The following is a 25,830-nucleotide window of genomic DNA, read 5'->3' on the forward strand; positions in this document are numbered from 1 at the left end:
TTATGGCTGCTTACCGGTGGATCTTACACTGGTGCATACCTGATCTACGATTACCGGATCATGTACCCAATTATTATGATCTGTATCCACGGTTATTATCTCAAAATCAGCAGCACTGATCAGCTCACTGAGATGGTTGTCAGTAGTGGCTACATAATGTTTCACGATATTTCCGGAAACGCTGTCTTCCTGCGGTGCGCCTTCCCTGGTAGCTTTCAACAGGGTAATCCGACCGGCGATTCCTGCAGCAGCTGCCTGCGGATGGTAATTGATATTTACGGCACCTAATATATCCGTTTTAAAGTGTGCACATACCTCACCTGTATTGAAATACGGATCAAACATTATCAGGCTTTCTACTACTTTTCCCGCTGCCGTTAACTGCCGCGCTATTTCAAAGGCCAGCACCCCGCCAAAGCTCCAGCCAAACAGGTGGTAGCTACCGGTAGGCTGTAAGCGGCTGATCATACCTACATAGTATTGTGCCAGGAATTCAAAACTGATCTTATCTATAGCGGCTTTCTTCAGCTTCTGTTCGAGGTGTAAATAGTAGTTGTTGAAAGCAATCACAGGCCGGTCTCCGAACTGCGGTATCATATTACCCAGGTAACTTTCTCCGCCGGCGCCGGCAGGTGGTAACATAAACAGTACCGGTCCTGTAGCATCGTTCGGATTCACGCTGATATACGGTTCAAAATCTTCCGTCAGATCACCAGGCGTATATTCTCCTTCTTTCTTATCTGCACAATGCCCGATGATCGCGATCAGCTGTTCTTCAAAGATGCGGGCAAAACGGCTGGTCAGTTCCTGATCCAGTTTGGTCACAATATCAAAGCTCAGCACATTATCTATCACCTGACCGTTGATGTTGATGAGATACGCCCGTTCATCTGCCTGCATGTTGTTACCAGCCGCATCTGAAGTGATGGTCCATTCCTCACCGGCCACAGGATGGTTTTCCTGCTGATCAAACTGGCCGAGGTAGTTGAAGCTGATCTGTGGTAATGCTTCCTGTACATACCCTTTCAGTGCACCATAACCAATCCCTTTACCCGGTATTGCACGCAGGTCTGTCTTCACCTGTTTGATACTGGTGCCGATATCGCCGGCTGTTGTTACCAGCTGCACAGGATACATCGATGTAAACCAACCCACAGTATGCGTCAGATCCAGGCGCTCATCCAGCGCTTCCCGACCGTGGCCTTCGAGCAAGAGGTGATGTTTATCACTACCCGTGAGTGCGGAGAGTGATAAGCCCAGTGCCGTCAGTAACAGGTCGTTAATTTCTGTATGATAAGCGCCCTGTGTTTCCCGCAGCAAACGACGGGTCATGGCTTTATCCAGGCTGGTGACTGCATAGGCGGTTGTGGTCACCGCCGCGGTATACAGTTTGTCGGTAGCAGGATGGAAACCTGCCATCACTTCTTCCCAGTAAGTTGTTTCTGTTTTATTTTCCTGTGCATACTGCTGTATACGCGTTACCCATTGGCGGTAGCTGCTGCCTTTCGGTTCCAGCCACTGCACCGGATCTGTACCAGCGGCAGCACCTTGTGTCAACGCAGTATATATCCGTTGCAGGTCTTCTGTGAGTATACGCCAGCTCACCGTATCTACAATGAGGTGATGCAATGCCAGGAAAATCCGCGTACTGCCATCGGCAAAGCCGTGCAGATAAGCCACGGAGTAAAGTGGTCCTTCGGTGAGATCGAAGCTCTGCTGGTAAGCAGTCAGTATATCCTGCAGGGCCACTATAAATGGTACACTGCCTTCTTCCTCTCCAATGCTGCGGATATCCAGCACCTGTACTTCCGGTGTGGTGGCAACTTCTGCGTAGTACTGATTGAATGTACCATCTGCATGCCGCTCATAACGGATACGCAATGCATCGTGGTATTCCGCCAGTTTGCTGACAGCTGTTTGCAGGATGGCCGTATCCAGCGGTTGTACCCGAATCATAAAGGATTGGTTCCAGTGTTGGAACTCCGTCAGGGTACCTTTGTATACCTGATCGAAGAACCAGGCCTGTATCGGTAACATGTCTACGGCGCCGGTTAATATACCTTGTTCGGTTTCACTGGCGGCTGTTGCTACCGCTGCGGCAATCACATTTGTATAAATGGCCGCCACGGTACGATACCGGAAGATATCCTTGATACTGATACGGATACCGGCCTGTTGTCTTAAACGGCTGACCAGCTGAATACTGATAATACTATCTCCTCCTAGGCGGAAGAAATCATCATCGACGCTGATTTTATTACCGTCGATACCCAGTATTTGGCCGAACACCTGACACATGGCAGCTTCTGTTTCATTCTGTGGCGCACGGTAGCTATCTGCATCCGTAAACTGCGGATCAGGCAGTGCGCGGCGGTCTATTTTACCATTGATTGTCAGCGGCATGCTATCCAGGTGCACCAACACTGCCGGTACCATATATTCCGGCAGATAGTTGCGGAGATCATCCAATACCGTTGTTGCCGGCAGTGGTTCATCGGCTACATAATAACCGACCAGGGATCTGCCCTGTCCGGCCTGTTCACTGACCAGTACTACTGCCTGGCGGATGCCCGGATACTGCGTCAGGCGATGTGCAATTTCACCCAGCTCGATACGGTAACCGCGGATTTTCACCTGGAAGTCGGTACGACCGATGTATTCGATATTACCATCCGGCAGGTATTTCACCAGGTCACCGGTTTTGTAGAGACGGGCATTGATACCCGCTTGTTGTTCTGCTGCTGTACGGAAAGGATTATTCACAAAACGTTCCTGTGTCAGCTCCGGCTGCCGGAGATAACCACGGGCCACACCGGCGCCGCCCAGGTACAATTCACCCGGCGCGCCTACCGGCGCCGGACGCAAGGCGCTATCCAGCACATAAGCGGTGGTATTACTGATCGGGCGACCAATCGGAATTACACCGGAAGCCAGGGTGGTATAATTGTTACACAGGTAGGTAGTGGCAAAGGTGGTACTTTCCGTAGGTCCGTAACCGTTAACCAGCTTCACGGCACTGTTGTGTTGCAGGAGCCTGTCTACGTGCGTATAGGAAATCTGTTCCCCTCCTGCTACAATGTACCGCAGCTGCCGGAGGCAGGATAATTCTTCATCTACCAGCCTGTGGAACAGGGAAGTGGTAATAAAGCAAATGGTGATCTGATGTTCCGCCATCACGGTTTCCAGCAGTTTCATATCCATGAAAACTTCTTTCGCCGCAATAACCAATGTAGCGCCATTCAGCCATGCACCAAAGATGTCAAACACGGAACCATCGAAAGCATAGTTGGCGATCGCCAGTATGTTATCCTGCGGCTCAAACTGTACATAGTCTACATTTTTCACCAACCGGTTGATGCTCCTGTGTTCAATCATTACTCCTTTCGGCATACCGGTGGTACCACTGGTATACATGATATAGGCCAGATGACCGGCGTTGCTGACATGTACCGGATTCACCTTCGTATAGGCATCCAGGGTAGCTGCAAAAGCGGGACTATCTAAGTAGGCCGTCGTTACATCCAGGCCCGCGGTAATACCCGTCATTTTCGTTGCATAACCTTCATTCGTCAGCAATATTTTCACCGCTGTATCGGAGAGAATATAACTGATTCTGTCATCCGGATACATGGTATCTATCGGCACGTAGGCGCCGCCGGATTTCAGTACCGCCAGTATGGCGATCATCATGTGTTCGGAACGGTCGAGGTATAAGCCCACCAGATCATCCGGCTGTATCTGATACGTTTCGCGCAGATAAGCTGCCAGCTGATTGGCACGGGCATTCAATGCCGCATAGGTCAGGCGGGTATCGCCATATACCAGCGCTATCTGTTCTGGTGTGGCGGCAGCCTGTTCTTCGAACAGCCTGTGGGTCGTTTTATCAGATGGGTAATCGATGGTTGTCTGGTTCCAATCATACACCATCACCTGGTGCTGTGCTTCACTAAGGTGATGCAGGGCATCTACCGTGATCAATGGTTCGGCCAGCAGTTGGGTGATGAGACGATCTATACCTGTCAGTAAATCCGTTATCATCGTTTCACTGAACAACTCCTCCGCGTATTTGACAATAAAGCCAATCACGTCTCCCTGTTCATAAGCTACCACTCCCAGCGGGTAATCCAGTTTTTCCACGCCACTTCTGAACTGCAGGGCAATAGCGCCTTCTTCTCCCTCACTGCCTTCCGGTACCGGATAGTTCTCGAAGATAAAGAGGCTGTTGAACAAACGTTCCCCACCCTGCTGCAATCTGCCGAGGTGGATATCACTACGGCTGTTCACTTCATTGATGTGTGCCTGTAATTCTTTAATGGCTGCGATCACGGTACCATCCTTATGTTCCAGTACCACCGGTAAGGTGTTGATGAACAAACCAACTGCCTGTTCGATATCATCTACCGGCAGGTTACGGCCGGATACCGTCATACCGACTACGGTTGTACGACTGTTGCTGTACAGGCTCAGCTGCCTGTGCCAGCAATATTGCAGGATGGCATTTAAGGTAAAGCCATGTATCGCACACAGTTGTTTCAGTGCTTCACAGCGTTGTCCTTCAATCGCCATGGCGCCTTCTGCCGGCTGCAGGATATGCCGGTACGCAGACAGGCTGATATGCCGTTGCTCCGGTCTCAGCAGGCTGCTGAGGTCTTCCTGGTCCTGTAACTGACCAATATAGGATTGCCAGTAAGCTTCGTTATCTTTTTTATGTAATTGCAGATAGTGTTGAGACAAGGCATAACTCTGATCTTCTTTCACGATTACCGGCTCGCCTTGTAATAACAACAGATAAGCTTCGTGCAGGTAATTCAGTAACAGCGGAGAGCTCCAGCCATCCAGGATAGCATGGTGGTGACTGAATATACAGGTGTAGGCACGGTCACTGCGTTTCACCAGGAATACCCGGAACAGATTACCTGCCGACAGGTCAAAGGCCAGCGAGCGATCGAATGCAGACAGTGCTGTCAGGTAGGCTTCCTGCGCGGCGGTATCCTGCTCACTCACATCTGTATAGCGCCAATCCAGCACACCCGTTTTATCGATCACCTGAATCAGTTCATTTTCCCATCCAAAACGCAGTCTTAATACGCTGTAACGTGCCTGCGTATATTTCCAGGCTTGTTCCAGCGAGGCCACATCCAGCTCATTATTATAATCCCAGGTAGACTGTACGCGATAAGCATCATCCACATCTCCCTGGTTCAGGGCATGATAAATAAATCCTTCCTGCAGACTTCCCGCCAGGTACACCCCTGTTATTTCGCGGGTAGCCTGTAATTCATCCAGCCAGGAGGCAGCAATCACGCCATCTATATCACTTACGGTCAGGTAGCTGCGGGTCATATTACCCAGGTAGCGGGTCATGTCTTCCAGTACCTGCTGATAAGCTGTTGCCAGCTCATTCAACAAGGTAGCAGGCAGATTCCCTTTTATACTGAACTGCAGTTGTCCGTTGATCACCATACCATTGATATCAATGATATAAGGATCTTTATTGGCCGGATCCACCGGCAGGCCACTGAAATCTCCGCTGAGCGTCCAGCCACTGCCATCTGCTGTTTCCTGTCCGTCGAACTGTCCCAGGTAGTTAAAGCTGATCAGTGGCATCGCCGCTTCATAGCCGATCAATGCCCCATAGCCGATACCGTTGGCAGGTACCTTCCGCAGCATTTCCTTGGCGGCCACCAGTTGTTCGCCATAGTTGCTGCCACTGCTGATAATTTCAATCGGATACATCGTGGTAAACCATCCGACGGTATTGGTGATATCCATCGCCGGCGACAACTCTTCCCGGCCATGTCCTTCCAGTAATACATAATGCCGGTCAGCTCCGGTGATCCGCGACAGTGCCACGCCCAGCGCGCTTAACAGCAGATCATTGATCTGGGTATTATACACCTGGCTGGTTTCACGCAGTAATTGACCGGTTACCTGTTCGTTCAGCAACAAACCCGACTGGCTTTGTTCCGGCACGGCCAGTGCTGCCAGCAACGTGTTGTTGGCAGGCAGGCCGGCGGTAACCTGCAGCCAGTAATCTTTTTCCGCTGCTGCCTGTTGCAACGGCAACGTAGCGTAGCCGGCAATCAGTTCCGCCCACTGCCGGTAGCTACTACCTTTTTCGCCCAGTATAGTCGTTACCGGTATAGCTGCCAGTGTATGCGTAGCTGTTATAGCAGCTAAGTGGCGGTAGATACGTTCCATATCGGTGGCCAGGATACGCCAGCTCACCCCATCTATCAGCAGGTGATGTGCCGCAAACCAGATCCGTGCACGGCCGTCTTCAAAACCTTCCAGGTATCCTGCCTGGAACAGCTGATCACCATAGATATCGAACCCGCTTTGCCATTGGGTTAATACCACCGGCAGTTCTTCCGCCGGAATAGTACGTATATCCAGGTAATGGATGTTGAGCGCAGTTATTTCACCACTATAGTATTGGGTACGGTTACGACGATAGCGTAAACGTAATCCGTCGTGGTAATTCACCAGTTTTATGAGGGTATGTTCCAGCAGGGTTTTATCCAGTGCCGGTACTTCCACCATAAACGACTGGTTCCAGTGATGATACATCGGCATATGGCCACTGTCTACACTTTCGAAGAACCAGGTCTGCACCGGCAACAGCCCGGCTTCACCGGTCAGGATACCCTGTTCTGTAGACAGTTGTACCCTTGTTTGTTCCGCCGTTGCAATCACCTGACTGTATAAGGCGGCAATGGTGCGGTAACGGAAGATATCCTTCACACTCACCTGGATGCCCGCCTGCTGCCGCAAACGGCTCACCAGCTGGATACTCACAATACTATCTCCTCCGAGGCGGAAGAAGTCATCTTCAATACCTACTTTATTACCTGCTATTCCCAGCACCTGGCCGAAGATGTCGCACATCAGGGCCTGTGTTGCATTCTCTGCAGCACGATAGTTATCGGTATCGGTAAAATCCGGTTCCGGTAAAGCGCGGCGGTCCAGTTTACCATTGATGGTTAACGGTAACTGATAGAGGTGTACCAATACAGCCGGTACCATATATTCCGGCAGATACTCACCCAGGTAGGCTTTCAGGGCAGCATCTTCCAGCGGATTGTCTGCTACGTAGTACCCTGCCAGATACTGACCGGAGCCCGACAGCGATTGTTTCGCCAGTACTACAGCCTGTTTAATATCCGGATGTGCCGCGAGGCGGTTTTCTATTTCGCCCGTTTCAATACGGTAACCGCGGATCTTCACCTGGAAGTCGGTACGGCCAATATAATCGATCTCTCCACCTGGTAAGTAACGCACCAGATCCCCGGTTTTATACATCCGGTTGTAGCGGGTAGATGCTGGTACGAATGGATTGATAATAAAACGTTCCTGTGTCAGTTCCGGCAGATTCAGGTATCCGCGGGCCACGCCGGCGCCGCCGAGATACAATTCACCGACTGCACCTACCGGCACCGGTCTCAATGCGCTGTCCAGCACATAGGTGACGATGTTGGCGATGGGCCGGCCAATACTGCTGTTGGTAACCCCCACATTGATCACAGAGGTAACAGATACCTCCGTAGGTCCGTAAGAGTTAATAGGCACATAATGACAGTTGCGGAACTGTTCCAGCAACAGCGGACTAATACGCTCTCCACCGGTTGACAGTCTGCGCAGACTTGGTATCCGGTCAAATACATATTGTTCCAGGAAGGAAGGCGTACCGTCGATATACGTTACCTGGTGCCGCTGCATCAGCTGGTAGAAGGAGTTGGTATCTTCCCACTTGCTATGGTCTGCCACCAGCAGTTTATAGCCATTCAGCAAGGCCAGCAACACCTGTTCGATGGAAGCATCAAATACATAGTTTGCCAGGAACAACACCACTTCATCTTTACCAAATCCGTATTTGACGGTCAGGTCTGTTACCAGATTCACGGCCCCCACGTGTTCAATCATCACACCTTTAGGACGAGCAGTAGTACCACTGGTATAAATCACATAAGCCAACGTAGACGCGGCTACGTTATAGTAGGTATTTACCACTGGGTATACCTCCAGTATTTCCCTTAAGGCCACACTATCCAGGCATTCTACCGCTACTTGTTGTTCCGCAGCAATCACCGCCAGTTTAGCGGCATGTACTTCATTGGTGAGCACTACCCGTGTGCGGGTATCTTCCATCACATAGGCGATCCTGTCTGCCGGGTATCCGGGATCCATCGGTACATAGGCGCCACCCGCTTTCATCACCGCCAGTATCGCAATGATCATGTGTTCAGAGCGGTCGAGACAAAGGGTAATCATCTCATCCGGCTGTATGTCGTAGGTACATTTCAGGTATACTGCCAGCTGATTGGCGCGTGTATTCAATTCGCCATAGGTCAGCTGCAGGTCTTCGTATACCACGGCGATCCGGTCCGGCGCTGCGGCAGCCTGTTCTTCAAATATGCTGTGAATGGTTTTATCGGCAGCAAAAGGAGCAGCGGTATTATTCCAGTCGTGCAGAATGGTGGTGGACTGTGCGTCGTCCAGATAACGAAGTGCCTTGATCTTCGTTTGTTGCTGCGGAGTATTTTTCAGCAACGCTATCTGCTGTAGTATTTCTTTATAGGTAGCCACGTATCCTTCAATGGTACCGGCATCAAACAGGCTGGTAGCGTAGTTGAAGGTACCAACGATTTCTTCTCCGTGATCGAACATGGAAACGGAGAGGTCGAACTTGGCCACACTATAGTTGTTATCGGGCTGGTTGCTACCTGTATAGGCATCAAACAGCTGTGCGGTTCCTTCGGCGCCTTTCTGCAGGTGATCCAGACTGAACGACACCTGGAAGATGGAGTGACGGGAAGTATCTGGTTCTACATCCAGCTCGTCTACCAGTTTTTCAAACGGCAGATCCTGATGGAGCTGGGCGGCGATTACAGACGCGCCTACCTGCCGGATGAAGTCTGCTACCGGTTGTTCCGGATCTATTTCTTCCCGCAGGGCAAGCATGTTTACAAAGAAGCCGATGAGGTCTGCTACTTCACCATAATGACGGTTGGCTACCGGTGTACCCAATACAATGTCCTGCTGGTTGCTGTAACTACTCAATAACAAATAATAACCTCCCAGCAACAGGCTGAACATACTCACCTGCAGTTCGCGGGAAACTGCGCGCAGGTCATCGCTGGTAGCTTTGTCGAGATAGAAGGAAATATCCGCTCCATCATAACTGATTTGTACCGGTCTTGGCTTATCAGCAGGCAGGTGCAGGGTTTCATAACCAGCCAGTTTATTACGCCAGTAGGTCAGCTGCCGGTCCAATACGGCGCCCTGCAGGTAATTACGCTGCCATAATGCAAAATCCTTGTATTGTAACTGTAATGGCGCCAACGCATACGTGGCTGCCTTGCCGGTATCACCGGCGGCGAGTGCCGCATAGTAATGATAGTATTGTATCAGTTCGCGCATCAGAATATCCGTAGACCATCCGTCGAAGGCGATGTGGTGCATGACAATACACAGGTAGTGCGTTACGGCTCCGGTATCTGCATGCAGGGTATAGAGGCCGATCTGTACCGGATAACCGGCATCCAGCCGGAACACATGGTTGGCCATGGCTGCCAGCGCCATTTCCAGTTCTTCCTGTGTATGGTAATCATAACGGTTAATCACCGGCGGCGTGATGGTATCATCGATCACCTGCTGGTAACCCTTACCGGCGGTATTTATTTTCACCTGGCTTCTTAAGATCTCATGCCGGTGTATGATGGCATAAATGGCCTGTTCCAGGATGGCGGTATCCATGCCCTGCTGTAATTGCAGGGTTACCGGAATATTATAGGCATTGCTGCCACCTTCGTAGTTTTCAATAAACCACAGCCTTTCCTGTGCAAACGACAACAGTTGCTGTGTAGGATCGGCCACTGCCTGTGCTGTGATTTTCACTTCGTCACCCGCGTTGCTCCGCAGCCTTTCTGCCAGCTTACGGATTGTTCTGCCGGTAAATATAACCGCTACGTTTACGCGGGTACCCAGGATGGTATTCACCAGATTCACGAGGCGAATCGCCAGGATACTGTTACCACCCATCCGGAAGAAGTCGTCCGTAACACTGATGGCGGCAGCATCCAGTCCTAATACTTCGGCGAATATGCTGCACAGTTTTTCTTCCGTTTCATCTGCAGGTCCTTCACTGGCCGTTGTGGCGGTAAACAGTGGTTCCGGCAAGGCACGGCGATCGAGTTTACCATTGATTGTCAATGGCAGCTGATACAGGTGCACCAGTGCAGCAGGTATCATGTATTCCGGCAGATAGCTGCTCAGATAAGCTTCCAGCGTCTGATACGGGAGTATCTCTTCCGCCACATAATAACCGGCGAGGTATTTCGTACCACCCGCCTGTTCTTTCACCAACACCACTGCCTGTTTGATGCCCGGATAAGCCGTGAGGCGGTTTTCTATTTCGCCCAACTCAATACGGTAACCGCGTACTTTCACCTGGAAGTCGGCACGACCCATATACTCCAGGTTACCATCCGGCTGGTATTTCACCAGGTCACCGGTTTTATAGAGGCGATCGGATTGTTTAAACGGATTATTGATAAACCGTTCGTTTGTCAAAGCCGGTTGATGCAGGTAGCCACGGGCTACACCGGCGCCGCCGAGGTACAATTCTCCTACCGCACCTACCGGTACCGGACGCAGGTGGCTATCCAGTACATAGGCCGTAGTATTGGCAACAGGGCGGCCAATCAGGTGGGTATCTCCGTCTACAATCAGTTTGCCGGTGGCGTAGATACTTGTTTCCGTAGGGCCGTAATAGTTATACAACCGTTTCTTGCCAGACCAGTATTTACCCGTTTCCGGCGGACAAGGTTCACCGGCATACAGGATAGCCCGCAGCGACGGATAAGCCATCCGTGGCAACACCGATAACATCACTGGTGGCAGGTAGGTGTAATGAATATCATTAGCCAGGAGATAATCGCTGATGGCAGCAGCATCTGTACGCAGTGTTTCGCTCAACAGGTGCAATTCATTACCGTATAACAGGGTGATAAAGAACTCCGATACGGATACGTCGAACACATACGCTGTGTATGCCGTGATCCTGCTGGCTGCCGTAAAGTCGTATGCCTCGCGGATGCTATTCAGCGTGTTGATCACACTATGGTGTTCTACCATGACACCTTTCGGCTGGCCGGTAGTACCACTGGTATAGATCACATAAGCCAGCGAAGAAGGCTGCTCTGCCAATACCAGGTTTTCTCCGGCGTAACCGGCCAGTACAGTCTGCAGGGCTGCATCATCGATGCTGGTGATGGTCAGCGGTAAGTCGCCCGATACGATTTGTAATTTTTCGTGATGTACTTTATTCGTCAATACCACTTTAGTCCGGGTATCAGACAGGATATAAGCCAGGCGGTCATTGGGGTAGCCAGGATCCATCGGCACGTAAGCGCCGCCGGTTTTGAGTACCGCCAGTATCGCAATCAGCATATGTTCAGAACGATCGAGGCAGATACCAATCAGGTCTTCCGGTTGTATATCCCCTGTAGCTTTCAGGTAAGCCGCCAGTTGATTCGCTTTTGTATTTAATTCGCCATAAGTCAGCTTCACGGCCTCGTATACCAAAGCGATATCGTTTGGCGTAGCTGCTGCCTGTGCTTCAAACAGCGTGTGGATCGTTTTACCAACCGGATAGCTGTTCGTAGTATCATTCCATTCGTGCAGCACCAATGCCTGCTGTACCTCATCGAGGTAGCGCAAGGCTTTAAGCGGCGTATGGTGCAGCTGCTTGTTTTTAAGCGCGGCCAGCTGGCCTAAGATGGTTTGATAAGTAATAATGAAGCGCTCAATAGTAGCGGCATCAAAGAGGCTCACGGCATAGTTGAACATACCCGCTATCTGTTCTCCGCTGTCGTCCAGTGTAGCAGACAAGTCGTATTTCGCGATGTTGTAATAACTGCCACCACTATACGGTGTTAATAATGGCTCCTCATTGCTATCTCCTGCGCCGAAGTTCTGTACACTGAATAATACCTGGAATACAGGATGACGGGACACATCCGGCGTTACTTTCAGTTCATCTACCAGTTTTTCAAATGGCAGATCCTGGTGCAGCTGCGCGGCGATCACAGAGGCCCCTACCTGGCGGATAAAGTCTGCCACGGTTTGTTCCGGATCTATGTCTGCACGCAATGCCAGGGTATTAATAAAGAAGCCGATCAGGTCTGCGATCTCGCTATAGTGACGGTTGGATACCGGGCTACCCAATACGATGTTCCGCTGATTACTGTAACTGCTCAACAAGAGGTAGTAGCCACTCAGTAACAGGCTGTACATACTTACCTGCAACTCACGGGATACCGCTCTCAGGTCGTCGCTGGTCGCTTTATCGATCACAAAGTAGAGATCTGCCCCTTCATAGCTGATCTGTACAGGTCTTGGCCTGTCTGCCGGTAAATGCAGGGTTTCATAATCGGCCAGTTGTGCTTTCCAGTAAGAGAGCTGACGATTTAATACGGCGCCACTCAGGTAAGTACGCTGCCATAATGCGAAGTCTTTGTATTGTAATGGTAATGGCAATAAAGTATACTTATCGGCACGTACCCGATCTCCTGCTGCCAGCGCTTCGTAGTAATGGTAGTACTGTGTCAGTTCCTGCATCAGGATACCGGTAGACCATCCATCAAAGGCAATATGGTGTATCACCACACCCAGGTAGTGCATCTCCGGTACGCCCGCTGTATATAAGGTGAACAGGCCTGCCTGTACCGGATATTCGCTATCCAGTTTAAAGACATAGTTGGCCAGCTGTGACAACATCTCTTCCAGTGCTGTTGTTGAATGCACATCCTGTTGGATGATGGTCAGCGGATGCACACGATCATCCAATACCTCCTGGTAACCACGGCCGGCTTCATTGACCTTAATAACGCTCCGCAATATTTCGTGGCGGTGTACAACGGCGTGTACTGCCTGTAACAGGCTATGGATATTCATTTCCGGCTGCAGCTGCAATACCACGGGGATATTATATGCGTTGCTACCGTCTTCATAGTTTTCAATAAACCACAAACGTTCCTGTGCAAAAGACAACACCTGTGCTGTTGGTGCAGACACCGGTGGCGCCACAATTTTCACTTCCTCTTTCACCCCACTGAGCAGGCGGGCAGCCAGTTTGCGAATGGTTCTGGCAGTGAAGATAGCGGCCACATTCAGGCTCGCATGCAACTCTTTGTTGATGCGATTTACCAGACGGATGGCAGAGATACTGTTACCTCCCAGGCGGAAGAAATCTTCATTTACACTGATGGTAGCAGCGTCTACACCCAGCACTTCTCCAAAGATGTGACAGAGGTTTGTTTCTGTTTCATTTGCCGGTGCTTCATAATGATCGGTAGCCGTAAAATAAGGTTCCGGTAAGGCACGGCGATCCAACTTACCATTGACGGTCAGCGGCAATTGATACAGGTGTATCAATACTGCCGGCACCATATATTCCGGCAGCGAAGTACTCAGGTAGTCCTGTAATACCTGCTGATCCAGTATCTCATCAGACACATAGTATCCTGCCAGGTATTTGCCACTGGCTCCTTCACGTGCCAGTACCACAGTCTGCCGGATATCCGGATGACTGGTCAGGCGGTTTTCTATTTCACCCAGCTCGATACGATAACCACGGATCTTCACCTGCGTATCGGTACGACCGATATATTCCAGGTATCCATCCGGTAAGTATCTCACCAGATCACCCGTGCGATACAGGCGGGTATCAGATATATTATTTGTTGCTGTAGCAAAAGGATTAGCGATAAAACGTTCCCTCGTTAACGTAGGTTGATTCAGGTAGCCTCTCGCTACACCCGCACCTCCCAGGTACAGCTCTCCTACCGCGCCTACCGGCACTGGTAATAAGTTTTCGGAGAGTACATATACGGTGGTATTTGCCACCGGACGACCAATGCCTTTTCTATGAAGGCCTACGTTCACGATCGATGTAATCGTTGTTTCCGTTGGACCGTATTCATCGATCAGCTGATAACGTTCATTGCGCAGCCGATCGATCAGGGCAGGGCTCATGTATTCACCACCGGAGATCAGGCGACGTAAAGACAAAATGCTATCGAAGCTGAATTGCTCCAGGAAGGAAGGCGTGCTATGGATATGCGTTACCTGATGGGTATTTAACAAACCATAGAAGACATCTGTATCTTCCCATGCATTGCTGTTGACCAGCAACAACCGGTAACCTTGCAGCAATGCCAGCCACATCTGTTCTACGGACGCGTCGAACACATAGTTGGCCAGTTGCAATATCACTTCCTCTGTTCCTAATTCGTAGCGCACCACCAGGTCTTTGATCAGGTTTACTACCCCGCGATGTTCTACCATTACCCCTTTCGGATAACCGGTAGTACCACTGGTGTAGATCACATAGGCCAATGATGCAGGGAGATGATCAACCGTCTGATCTGTTACCGGATAAGTCGTCAATGCAGTTTGCAGTTGTACACTATCGATCACTTCAACAGCTACTTCTTTACCTGTCAGTTTATCGGTATGTATTTCATTCGTCAATATCACTTTCGCACGGGTATCTGTCAGGATATAATCGATTCTTTCTGCAGGATACCCTGGATCCACTGGTACATAAGCACCACCGGCTTTCCATACACCCAGGATGGCGATCAGCATATAGGCGGAGCGATCCAGGCAAAGTGCGATCAGATCATCTGGCTGTACGTCATAACTGTTACGCAGGTATGCTGCCAGCTGATTGGCTTTTTCATTCAGTTCCTGATAAGTCAGCTGCTGGTCTTCGTATATCAGGGCTATGTTATCCGGCGTAGCTGCTGCCTGCGCGGCAAATAAAGCATGGATCGTTTTATCTGCAGGGTAAGCACGTGCCGTATCATTCCAATCATACAAGATCGTTGTGGCCTGTACGTTATCCAGGTAATGCAGTGCCTTCACCGGCAGCTGATGCTGTTCCTTGTTTTTCAGCGCGGCCAGCTGACCTAATATGGCTTTATAGGTATCTATCAGACTAACGATGGTAGTTGCTTCAAACAAACCGGTCGCGTAGTTGAATACCCCGCCGATAGCCGCATTGCCGCTATCAGACAACGTAACAGACAAGTCGTATTTGGCTACGCCCACCGTGCCACTGCCTTCATAAGGTGTGAACAGCGGATTATCTGTGGCTTCGCCGCCAAAATGCTGTACGCTGAACATCACCTGGAACACAGGATGACGGGAAGCATCCGGCGCTATTTTCAATTCGTCTACCAGTTTTTCAAATGGCAGATCCTGATGCAGCTGGGCTGCTATCACAGCCGCTCCCACCTGGCGTACAAAGTCTGTTATTCGTTGTTCCGGATCAATCTCCTGTCGCAGTGCCAGCGTATTTACAAAGAAGCCGATGAGATCAGCTATTTCCCTGTAATGACGGTTAGATACCGGACTACCTACTACCAGATTCCGTTGATGGCTGTAGCCACTCAGTAATAAATAATAACCACTCAGCAACAGGCTGTACATACTCACTTCCAGCTCACGGGAAACTGCCCGTAAATCTTCACTCATGGCCTCCTCCAGTATAAATCCGATGTCGGCGCCTTCATAATTCAGCTGTGCCGGTCTGGGCTTATCTGCCGGCAAATGCAGCGTTTCATAATCGGCCAGTTGCTGCTGCCAATAGGTCAATTGTTTTTCCAGTACGGCGTCACGCAGGTAAGTACGTTGCCACAGGGCGAAGTCTTTGTATTGGAGTGACAATGCCGGTAATGCAGCGATGGCATTAGTTTCCGGACTGGTACGCTGCGCTTCGTAATAATGGTAGTAGTGCAGTAATTCGCGTAGTAAAATATCGGTAGACCAACCATCGAAGGCAATGTGATGTAACACCATACCCAGGTAATGCGTGGCCGCACCCGTATCGGTATGTAACGTATAGAGGCCAGCCAGCACCGGATAGGCACGATCCAGGTGGAACACATGATCCATCAGCTGCATCAGGTCCTTATCCAGTTCCGCTGCGGTGTAATAATGCTGTTCGGGTACTTCCAGCGGGTGTATGCTATCATCCAGTACCTGCTGGTAGCCGTTGCCTGCTTCATCTACTTTAATAACTGTTCGCAGCACTTCATGACGATGTACAATGGCACGCAAAGCCTCTATCATACTCTCTACCTGTACATCCGGCCCGAGTTTCAACATCACAGGGATGTTGTACGCATTGCTGCCGCCTTCGTAGTTTTCGATGAACCACAGCCGTTCCTGTGCAAAAGACAACAACTGTTTCGTAACATCTGCCACCGGCTGTGCTGTGATCTGTACACTATCCGTAGCGCCACTCAACAGCTGATCTGCCAGTTTACGAATGGTTCTGCCGGTAAAGATGGCAGCCACGTTAATGGTCGTGTCCAACGCTTTATTCAGGCGGTTCACCAGGCGGATCGCCAGGATACTGTTACCGCCCAGGCGGAAGAAGTCATCGTGCACGCCAATCGTTCCGGTGTCTATACCCAATACATCTCCGAATACCGCACAGAGTTTTTCTTCTGTCGCATTCTTAGGCGCCTGATAGCTATCGTTATCTGTAAAGTAAGGTTCCGGTAAGGCGCGGCGATCCAGTTTGCCGTTGATCGTCAGCGGCAATGCTGCCAGATGAATGAACACCGAAGGCACCATATATGCCGGCAACGTTGTTTCCAGATAAGCTATCAACAACGTTTCATCGATCGCTGCTGTGGCTACATAATAAGCCGCCAGGTATTGGTTACCACCAGTCTGCTCTTTCACCAGTACCACCGTTTGTTTGATATCTCCATAAGTAGCTAAACGGTTTTCTATTTCGCCCAGCTCAATACGGTAACCGCGCATCTTCACCTGGAAGTCGGTACGGCCCAGATATTCGATGTTACCATCCGGTAAGTATTTCACTAAGTCACCCGTTTTATACAAACGGCTGCCATCCTGTGCAAACGGATTGTTCACAAACCGTTCGCGGGTCAGTTCCGGTTGATTCAGGTAACCACGGGCCACACCGGCGCCACCGATATAGAGTTCACCGGACGCACCTACCGGTACCGGACGCAATTCACGATCCAGTACGTATACGGTGGTGTTGGACAGCGGACGGCCAATCGGAATCACACCAGACGACAGTTCACGGTAATCATTACATAAGTAGGTAGTCGTAAACGTAGTACCCTCCGTAGGGCCGTAACCGTTCACCACCTTCACAGTCGTATCTCTTTCCAGTAATCTTTCCACGTGCGCATAGGAGATCTGCTCTCCGCCTGCTACCACATATTTCAGCTGTTGCAGGTAAGGCAATTCTTCATCCACCAGGCGGTGGAAAAGCGACGTGGTAATAAAGCAGATCGTGATGTTGTTTTGTTCCATCACACTTTCCAGTTGCTGCATATCCAGGAACACTTCTTTCGCTGCAATTACCAAGGTGCCGCCATTTAACAAGGCACCGAAAATATCGAACACAGAGCCATCGAAGGCATAGTTGGCAATCGCCAGTATTTTATCCGTAGCCGTAAATCTTACATAGTCTACATTCCGCACCAGGCGGTTCACGCTCTTATGTTCCACCATTACCCCTTTCGGCATACCCGTGGTACCACTCGTGTACATTACATACGCCAGGTGATCCGCGCCATTGATATAAGGCAGGTTCACATCCGGGTAAGCATCCAGCGAAGCTGCAAATGTTGGTGTATCTATCAACGCCGTTACAATATTGGTATCGGCCGTAATACCACTCAGTCTTTCCTGATGTATGGCATTGGTCAGTACTATTTTCACTGCGGTATCCTGGAGAATATAACGGATACGGTCGTCCGGATACGCCGTGTCAATTGGCACATACGCCCCACCGGCTTTTAAGATAGCGAGGATCGAAATCATCATCTGTTCCGTACGATCCAGGTATAAGGCCACCAGGTCATCGGCCTGTATCGCATACGTTGTACGCAGATAAGCCGCCAGCTGATTGACTTTCGCGTTCAGTGCAGCATAAGTCAGGCTGATATCTTCATATACCAATGCTATGGCATCCGGTGTAGCTGCTACCTGTGCTTCAAACAGCTGCTGAATAGGTTCCGCTGCAGGATAAGTGCGGGTTGTATCATTCCAGTCATGAATGATTTGTTGATACTGTTCGTTGTTCAGGTACGTCAATGCAGTAGTCGCAAGCTGTTCATCCGCTGTCAACTGTGTAATGATACTTTCCATACCAGCCAACAACTGTTCAATGATGGCTTCAGGGAATAACTCACCGGCATATTTGATGGTACATTGAATAGTAGCTCCTTTTTCATGTGCCACAATACCCAACGGATAATCCAGTTTTTCTACGCCTCCTCTGAACTGAATAGAAAGGATGGCTTCTCCTTCTTCTTCATCTCCTGCTCCACTTACCGGCACCGGATAGTTTTCAAATACAAAGAGGCTGTTAAACAGGCGACCACCATCACCCTGTTGCAGTTGCCCCAGGTGCATGTCGCTGCGGCTGTTGATTTCCGTAATGTGCGCCTGCAATTCCTTGATAGCGGCAATCACCGTATCGTCTTTATGTTCCAGTACTACCGGCAGGGTATTGATAAACAGACCAACTGCCTGTTCAATATCATCTATCGGCAGGTTACGGCCGGATACAGTCATACCGACTACCGTTGTACTACTGTTACCATACAGACTCAACTGCCTGTGCCAGCAATACTGTAATACAGCGTTGAGTGTAAAGCCGTGTAAAGCACACAGGCGTTTTAAAATATCATATCGTTCTCCATCTACCAGCAGTACTTTTTCCTGTGGTTCCAGGATATGGCGATAGGCCGACAGATCTGTTTGCCGTAAGGCAGGTTTCAACAGACTGCTCAGGTCTTCCTGATCTTCCAGCTGGCCGATATAGTTTTTCCAGTAAGCTTCATTATCCTTCCGGTGCTGCTGCAGGTAATGCTGCGACAACGTGTAGCCACGGTCTTCCCGCACCGTAATGGTTTCGCCCTGCAACAACCGTATGTACACTTCATGTACATAGTTCATCAGCAATGGCATACTCCATCCATCCAGGATCGCATGGTGATTGCTAAAGAGGCAGGTATAGGCACGCGCCCCGCATTTCACGAGGTAGATGCGGAACAGGTTACCACGGGACAGGTCAAAGGCTTCCGCACGATCGCGGGCAGCCAGCTCCTGCAGGTATGCCTGCTGCGCATCTTCCGCCCATTCACTGATATCTGCATAGCGCCAATCCAACGTACCTGTTTCGTCAACAATCTGTATCAGCTCTTCTTCCCATCCAAACCGCAAACGCAGCACGCCATAACGTTGCTGGGTATACGCCCATGCCTGTTGCAGCAGCGATACGTCTACCCTACTGCTGTAATCCCAGAACAGCTGCACCCGATAGGCATCGTCTACCGTACCCTGATTCAGGGCATGATAGATAAAGCCCTGCTGTAAGCTGTTGGCCAGGTATACACCGGTGACAGGTGTAGTAGCCTGCAAGGCCGACAACCAACCGGCACCAATCACATGATCTACATCACTTACCGTCAGATAGCTGCGTTGTATGCCACTCAGGTAGCTGATCAGTTCTTCCAGTATGTGCTGGTAATGTTCAGCCAGGTGAGTAAGTGTTTCCTCACTCACGTTACCGGTTATATTAAACTGCAGTTGTCCGTTGATCACCAAACCATTGATGCTGATCAGGTGGTGGTCTTTATTGGCCGGATGATTTGTCTGACCACTATAGTCACTGCTGATTGACCAGCCGCTTTCTTCCTGCGTACCGGCACCATCGAACTGACCCAGGTAGTTAAACACTATCCGTGGCAGCTTATCTATATTATATCCCTGCAACGCGCCATAACCAATACCATTGGCCGGAATTTGCCGCAGTGTTTCTTTGGCGGCGATTAACTGTTCATCATAGCTGCTGCCGCTGCTGATAATTTCCACCGGATACATGGTGGTAAACCAACCTGTGGTATGGGTGATATCCAGCTTCGCTGACAGTGCCTCGCGGCCGTGACCTTCCAGCAGCACATAGTGCCGATCCAGGCCGGTGATGCGGGATAATGCAGCGCCCAGGGCACTTAATAAAATATCATTGATCTGTGTATTGTACACATGTCCGGAATGACGCAGCAACAAATCTGTACGTTGTGCATCCAGCAACAGTGATGACTGGCTTTGTTCCGGTGTACTACGTGCTTCCAGCCAGGCATTGCCTGCCGCAATACCAGGCGTCATAGCCGCCCAGTAAGCTGCTTCTCCGGTGTTTTGTTGTTCCGGTAAGCTGGCATAGGTCAACAGCTGATTTGCCCATTGGCGGTAACTGGTACCCTTTTCACCCAGGATGTTGGTAGTGGATACATCTGACAGGGTAGCCGTACCCGTTATACCAGCCAGGTGCGTGTAGATACGCTCCATATCGGTATATAAAATACGCCAGCTCACCCCGTCTATCAACAGGTGATGTACGGCCAGCCAGAGGCGTGCACGCCCATCGGCATACCCTTCCAGGTAACCTACCTGGAACAGTTTATCACCGTAGATATCGAAATCACTTTGCCAGCCGGTGAGGATAGTCGCCAGGTCTTCCGGTTGTTGCAGCGTGCTTACATCCAGATAGTTTATATGCACACTTGTTACCGCATCGCTATAGTATTGTACCCGTGGCTGGTGATAACGTATACGCAAACCATCATGGTAGTTCACCAGTTTCACCAGCGTATGTTCCAGCAGTTTTTTATCCAATGCCGGTACATTAATCATGAAAGACTGGTTCCAGTGATGATATGCCGGCAACAAGCCTTTTTCTACGTTTTCAAAGAACCAGGACTGGATCGGTAACAAGGGTACTTCACCCGTGAGGATACCCTGTTCTGTTTCCAGCTGGATGCTGTTTTGCAGCGCATCTGCCACCACGTGCGTGTACAAGGCCGCAATGGTACGGTGGCGGAAAATATCCTTCACACTCACCTGAATACCTGCCTGCTGCCGCAAACGGCTCACCAGCTGGATACTCACAATACTATCACCTCCCAGCCGGAAGAAGTCATCTTCAATACCTACTTTGCTGCCGGCTATACCTAGCACCTGCCCGAAGATGTCGCACATCAGCGCCTGCGTGGTATTTTCTGCTGCACGGTAGTTATCGGTGTCGGTGAACTGAGGTTCCGGTAAGGCGCGGCGATCCAGTTTACCGTTGATCGTCAGCGGTAATTTCACCAGATGTATCAATGCCGCCGGTATCATATATTCCGGCAGATAAGCGCCCAGATAGGTTTTCAGGGCTGTTTCATCCAGCGCAGCATCGGATACGTAGTAACCGGCCAGGTACTGACCACTACCCGACAACGATGCTTTCGCCAGTACTACAGCTTGTCTGATCTGCGGATGCGCAGCCAGGCGGCTTTCTATCTCTCCCAATTCTATCCGATAACCGCGGATCTTCACCTGGAAATCGGCACGGCCAATGTATTCCAGGCTGCCATCCGGTAAATACCTTACCAGGTCACCGGTTTTATATAATCTGCCGGTGGCATCAAACGGATGCGCAATAAAGCGTTCCTGCGTGAGGGCTGGCTGATGCAGGTAACCACGGGTAACACCCGCACCACCTACATACAACTCGCCTACTGCGCCTACCGGCACTGGTTTCAGGTGACTGTTCAATACATAGCCCTGCAGATCCGGAATCAGTTTGCCAATCAGGGAACCTTTATCCAGTTCTGTGGCACGTAATTCCTTATACGTTACATGGACCGTTGTTTCCGTGATACCATACATGTTGATCAGGCGTGGTTGCTGATCATCATACTGCTCATACCATGGTTTCAACTGCGCCAGGTTCAACGCCTCTCCACCAAAGATCACATACTTCAGCTGATCCAGTCGGGTGGCCTGTTGCAAGGCCACATCAATGAACTGGTAGAAAGCGCCCGGCGTCTGGTTCAATACCGTCACGCCTCTCTCCAGACACAACTGATAGAACAGATTCAGGTCTCTTGTTTCTTCATAGGTTGGTATCAGCAATTGTCCGCCATACAACAGCGCGCCCCACATTTCCCATACACTAAAGTCGAATACATAGGCGTGGAATAACGTCCAGACATCTGTGTTACCAAAGTGGTACCAATGATCGGTAGCGGTGAACAGGCGCGCTACGTTGCGGTGTTCAATCATCGCGCCTTTCGGTTTACCGGTAGTACCACTGGTGTAGATCACATACGCCAGTGTGTCTGTCTGCGCCAGTGCGGGCAGGTTATCTGCACTATACGCTGATACATCAATGGCATCCACACTTTCCACTGTTACCGGCAGGTTGCCTGCCAACGCCTGCATACGGGTTGCATGCCGCTCATTGGTGAGCAATACGCGGGTAGCGGTATCTTCCAGTACGTAGGCAATTCTTTCATCCGGATAAACAGGATCCATCGGCACATAGGCGCCACCGGCTTTCAATACTGCCAGGATGGCTACCATCAGGTGTTCGGAGCGATCCATACAAAGCGCAATCAGGTCGTCCTGCTGTATCGCGTAGGTAGTACGCAAGTGCGCTGCCAGCTGATTCGCCTGGTCATTTAGTGCGGCATACGTGAGTGTACGGCCTTCATATATGATGGCTGTTTGTTCCGGAACAGCAGCCACCTGTGCTTCAAACAACTGATGAATAGTATGACCCGCTGCATATTCCTGTGCCTGTGTATTCCAGTCGTATACGATTTCGTTATACTGTGCTGTTTCCAGATAATCCAGCGCTTTCAGCTGCAACGGTTGCGCTGACACAGCCTGCAGACCGGATAATTGCTGCAGGATCGCTTTATAGGTAGCAATATATCTTTCAATGGTAGCTGCATCAAACAGACCGACTGCATAGTTAAACACCCCAAAGATTTCTTCCCTGCTATCATCGATGGTAGTAGAGAGATCGTATTTAGCGATGTTGTAATGATGGTTGCCACCATATGGTTCAAACAACTGATCCCTTGCCGCTTCTTCTCCGAAATGCTGTACACTGAACACTACCTGGAATATCGGATGGCGGGAGGTATCCGGCTCGATGCCTAATTCATCTACCAGTTTTTCAAATGGCAGATCCTGATGCAGCTGCGCCGCTATCACGGAAGCACCCACCTGGCGGATAAAGTCTGTTGCCGTTTGTTCCGGATCGATGGCTTCGCGTAATGCCAGGGTATTGATAAAGAATCCGATGAGGTCTGCTATTTCGCGGTAATGCCGGTTAGATACCGGTGTACCCAATACGATGTCGCGTTGATTACTATAGCTGCCCAGTAAGAGATAGTAGCCACTCAGCAATAAGCTGAACATACTTACCTCCAGTTCCCGCGACAGTGCTCTCAATCCGTCACTGGTAGCTTTATCCAGCACGAAATAAATATCGGCGCCTTCATAGCTGATCTGTACCGGACGTGGTTTATCTGTTGGCAGGTGTAATGTTTCAAAGCCGGCAAATCTATCTTTCCAATAAGACAACTGGCGTTCCAGGACTGCGCCGGTCAGGTAGTGCCGTTGCCACAGGGCAAAGTCTTTGTATTGCAGCGGCAATGCCGGCAATACATATTGTTCCGCCGTTTCATTGGCTTTTATCGCTTCATAATAGTAGTACTGTTGCAACAGTTCCCGCAGCAACACATTGGTGGACCAGCCATCAAATGCGATGTGATGCAGTACAATACTGAGGTAATGTTCCTGTGTAGCGGCATCCGTATACAAAGCTACCAGTAAAGGATACCCCGTATCCAACCGGAAGATATGGTTGGCCATACCTGCCAGGGTTGTTTCCAGGGCTTCCATGGCAGGCATCTCTTCCCGGATAATCTCCAGTGGCGTAACGCTGTCGTCTATCACCTGCTGATATCCTTTACCTGCTTTGTTGATACTGATATAACTTCTGAGTATTTCATGTCTGTGCACGATGGCGCGTAACGCCTGCAACAAGCTATCTACCTGTACATCCGCACGTAATTTCAATACCACCGGAATGTTGTAGGCATTGCTGCCGCCTTCATAGTTTTCAATAAACCATAAACGTTCCTGTGCAAAGGATAACAACTGTTCTGTTGCATCTGATACCGGTGGCGCCACAATTTTCACTTCGTCTTTCACACCACTGAGCAAGCGTGCGGCCAGCTTACGAATGGTTCTACCCGTGAAGATGGCGGCCACATTCAGACTCGCATCCAGTTCTTTATTGATGCGGTTCACCAGGCGGATAGCGGAGATACTGTTACCTCCCAGGCGGAAGAAATCTTCATTCACACTGATCGTAGCAGCATCTACACCCAGCACTTCACCAAAGATGTGACAGAGGTTTGTTTCTGTCTCATTTGCCGGCGCTTCATAATGATCGGTAGCCGTAAAATAAGGTTCTGGCAATGCGCGGCGGTCCAGCTTACCATTGACGGTCAGTGGCAGTTGATAGAGATGTATCAATACTGCCGGCACCATATATTCCGGTAGCGAAGTACCCAGGTAGTCCTGTAATACTTGTTGATCCAGTATCTCATCCCCTACATAATAACCCACCAGGTATTTGCCACTGGCTCCTTCACGTGCCAGTACTACGGCCTGCCGGATATCCGGATGACTGGTCAGGCGGTTTTCTATTTCACCCAGCTCAATACGGTAACCACGGATCTTCACCTGTGTATCCGTACGACCGATATATTCCAGATAGCCATCCGGCAGGTATCTTACCAGATCTCCGGTACGATACAGGCGGGTATCAGATATATTATTTGTTGGTGTAGCAAAAGGATTAGCGATAAAACGTTCCCCCGTTAACGTAGGTTGATTCAGATAACCACGTGCCACGCCGGCACCGCCCAGGTACAACTCTCCTACCGCGCCTACCGGCACTGGTAATAAGTTGGCGGAGAGTACATACACAGTGGTATTCGCCACCGGACGGCCAATGCCTTTTCTGTGCAGGCCTACGTTTACGATAGACGTAATCGTTGTTTCCGTTGGACCGTATTCATCGATCAGTTGATAACGTTCATTGCGTAAACGATCGATCAGGGCAGGACTCATGTATTCCCCACCGGAGATCAGGCGACGTAAGGACAAAATGCTGTCGAAACTGAATTGTTCCAGGAAGGAAGGCGTACTATGGATATGCGTTACCTGATGGGTATTTAACAACCCATAGAAGACATCCGTATCTTCCCATGCATTTCTGTTAACTAACAATAACCGGTAACCTTGCAGTAATGCCAGCCACATCTGTTCAATAGAGGCATCAAACACATAGTTCGCCAGTTGCAATATCACTTCGTCTGCTCCTAATTCATATTTCTCTACCAGGTCTTTGATCAGGTTTACTACGCCACTATGTTCTACCATTACTCCTTTCGGATAACCAGTGGTACCACTCGTGTAAATCACATAGGCTAAGGATGCAGGGAGATGATCCACTGTTTGATCCGTTACCGGATAGGTAGCCAATACGGTCTGCAATACATCGCTATCGATCACTTCCACCGCGACTTCCTTGCCTGCCAGTTTATCCGCATGTATTTCATTGGTCAATATCACCTTCGCACGGGTATCTGTCAGAATATAATCGATTCTTTCCGCAGGATAGGTCGGATCAACCGGTACATAAGCCCCTCCCGCTTTCAGCACACCCAGGATGGCGATCATCAGTTGTTCCGAACGATCCAGGCAAAGTCCGATGAGGTCATCCGGTTGTATATCATAACGGTTACGCAGATACGCTGCCAGCTGATTGGCTTTTTCATTCAGTTCCTGATAAGTCAGCTGCTGGTCTTCGTATACCAGCGCAATGTTATCCGGCGTAGCCGCTGCCTGCGCAGCAAA

General features: G+C 50.1%; 1 protein-coding gene (running past one end of the window). It reads right to left on the reverse strand.

What is annotated here, in order from left to right; all coding sequences use genetic code 11:
* On the reverse strand, positions 1–25,830 hold the 3' portion of the coding sequence (locus tag OL444_RS23130) for a non-ribosomal peptide synthase/polyketide synthase (protein WP_264729468.1). The gene runs 65,370 nt beyond the window's last position; 25,830 of the gene's 91,200 nt are visible here — the last part of the coding sequence; its start codon lies beyond the right edge, outside the window; its stop codon occupies positions 1–3.

This window comes from Chitinophaga nivalis (assembly GCF_025989125.1).
In the GTDB taxonomy this organism is placed as follows: Bacteria; Bacteroidota; Bacteroidia; order Chitinophagales; family Chitinophagaceae; genus Chitinophaga; species Chitinophaga nivalis.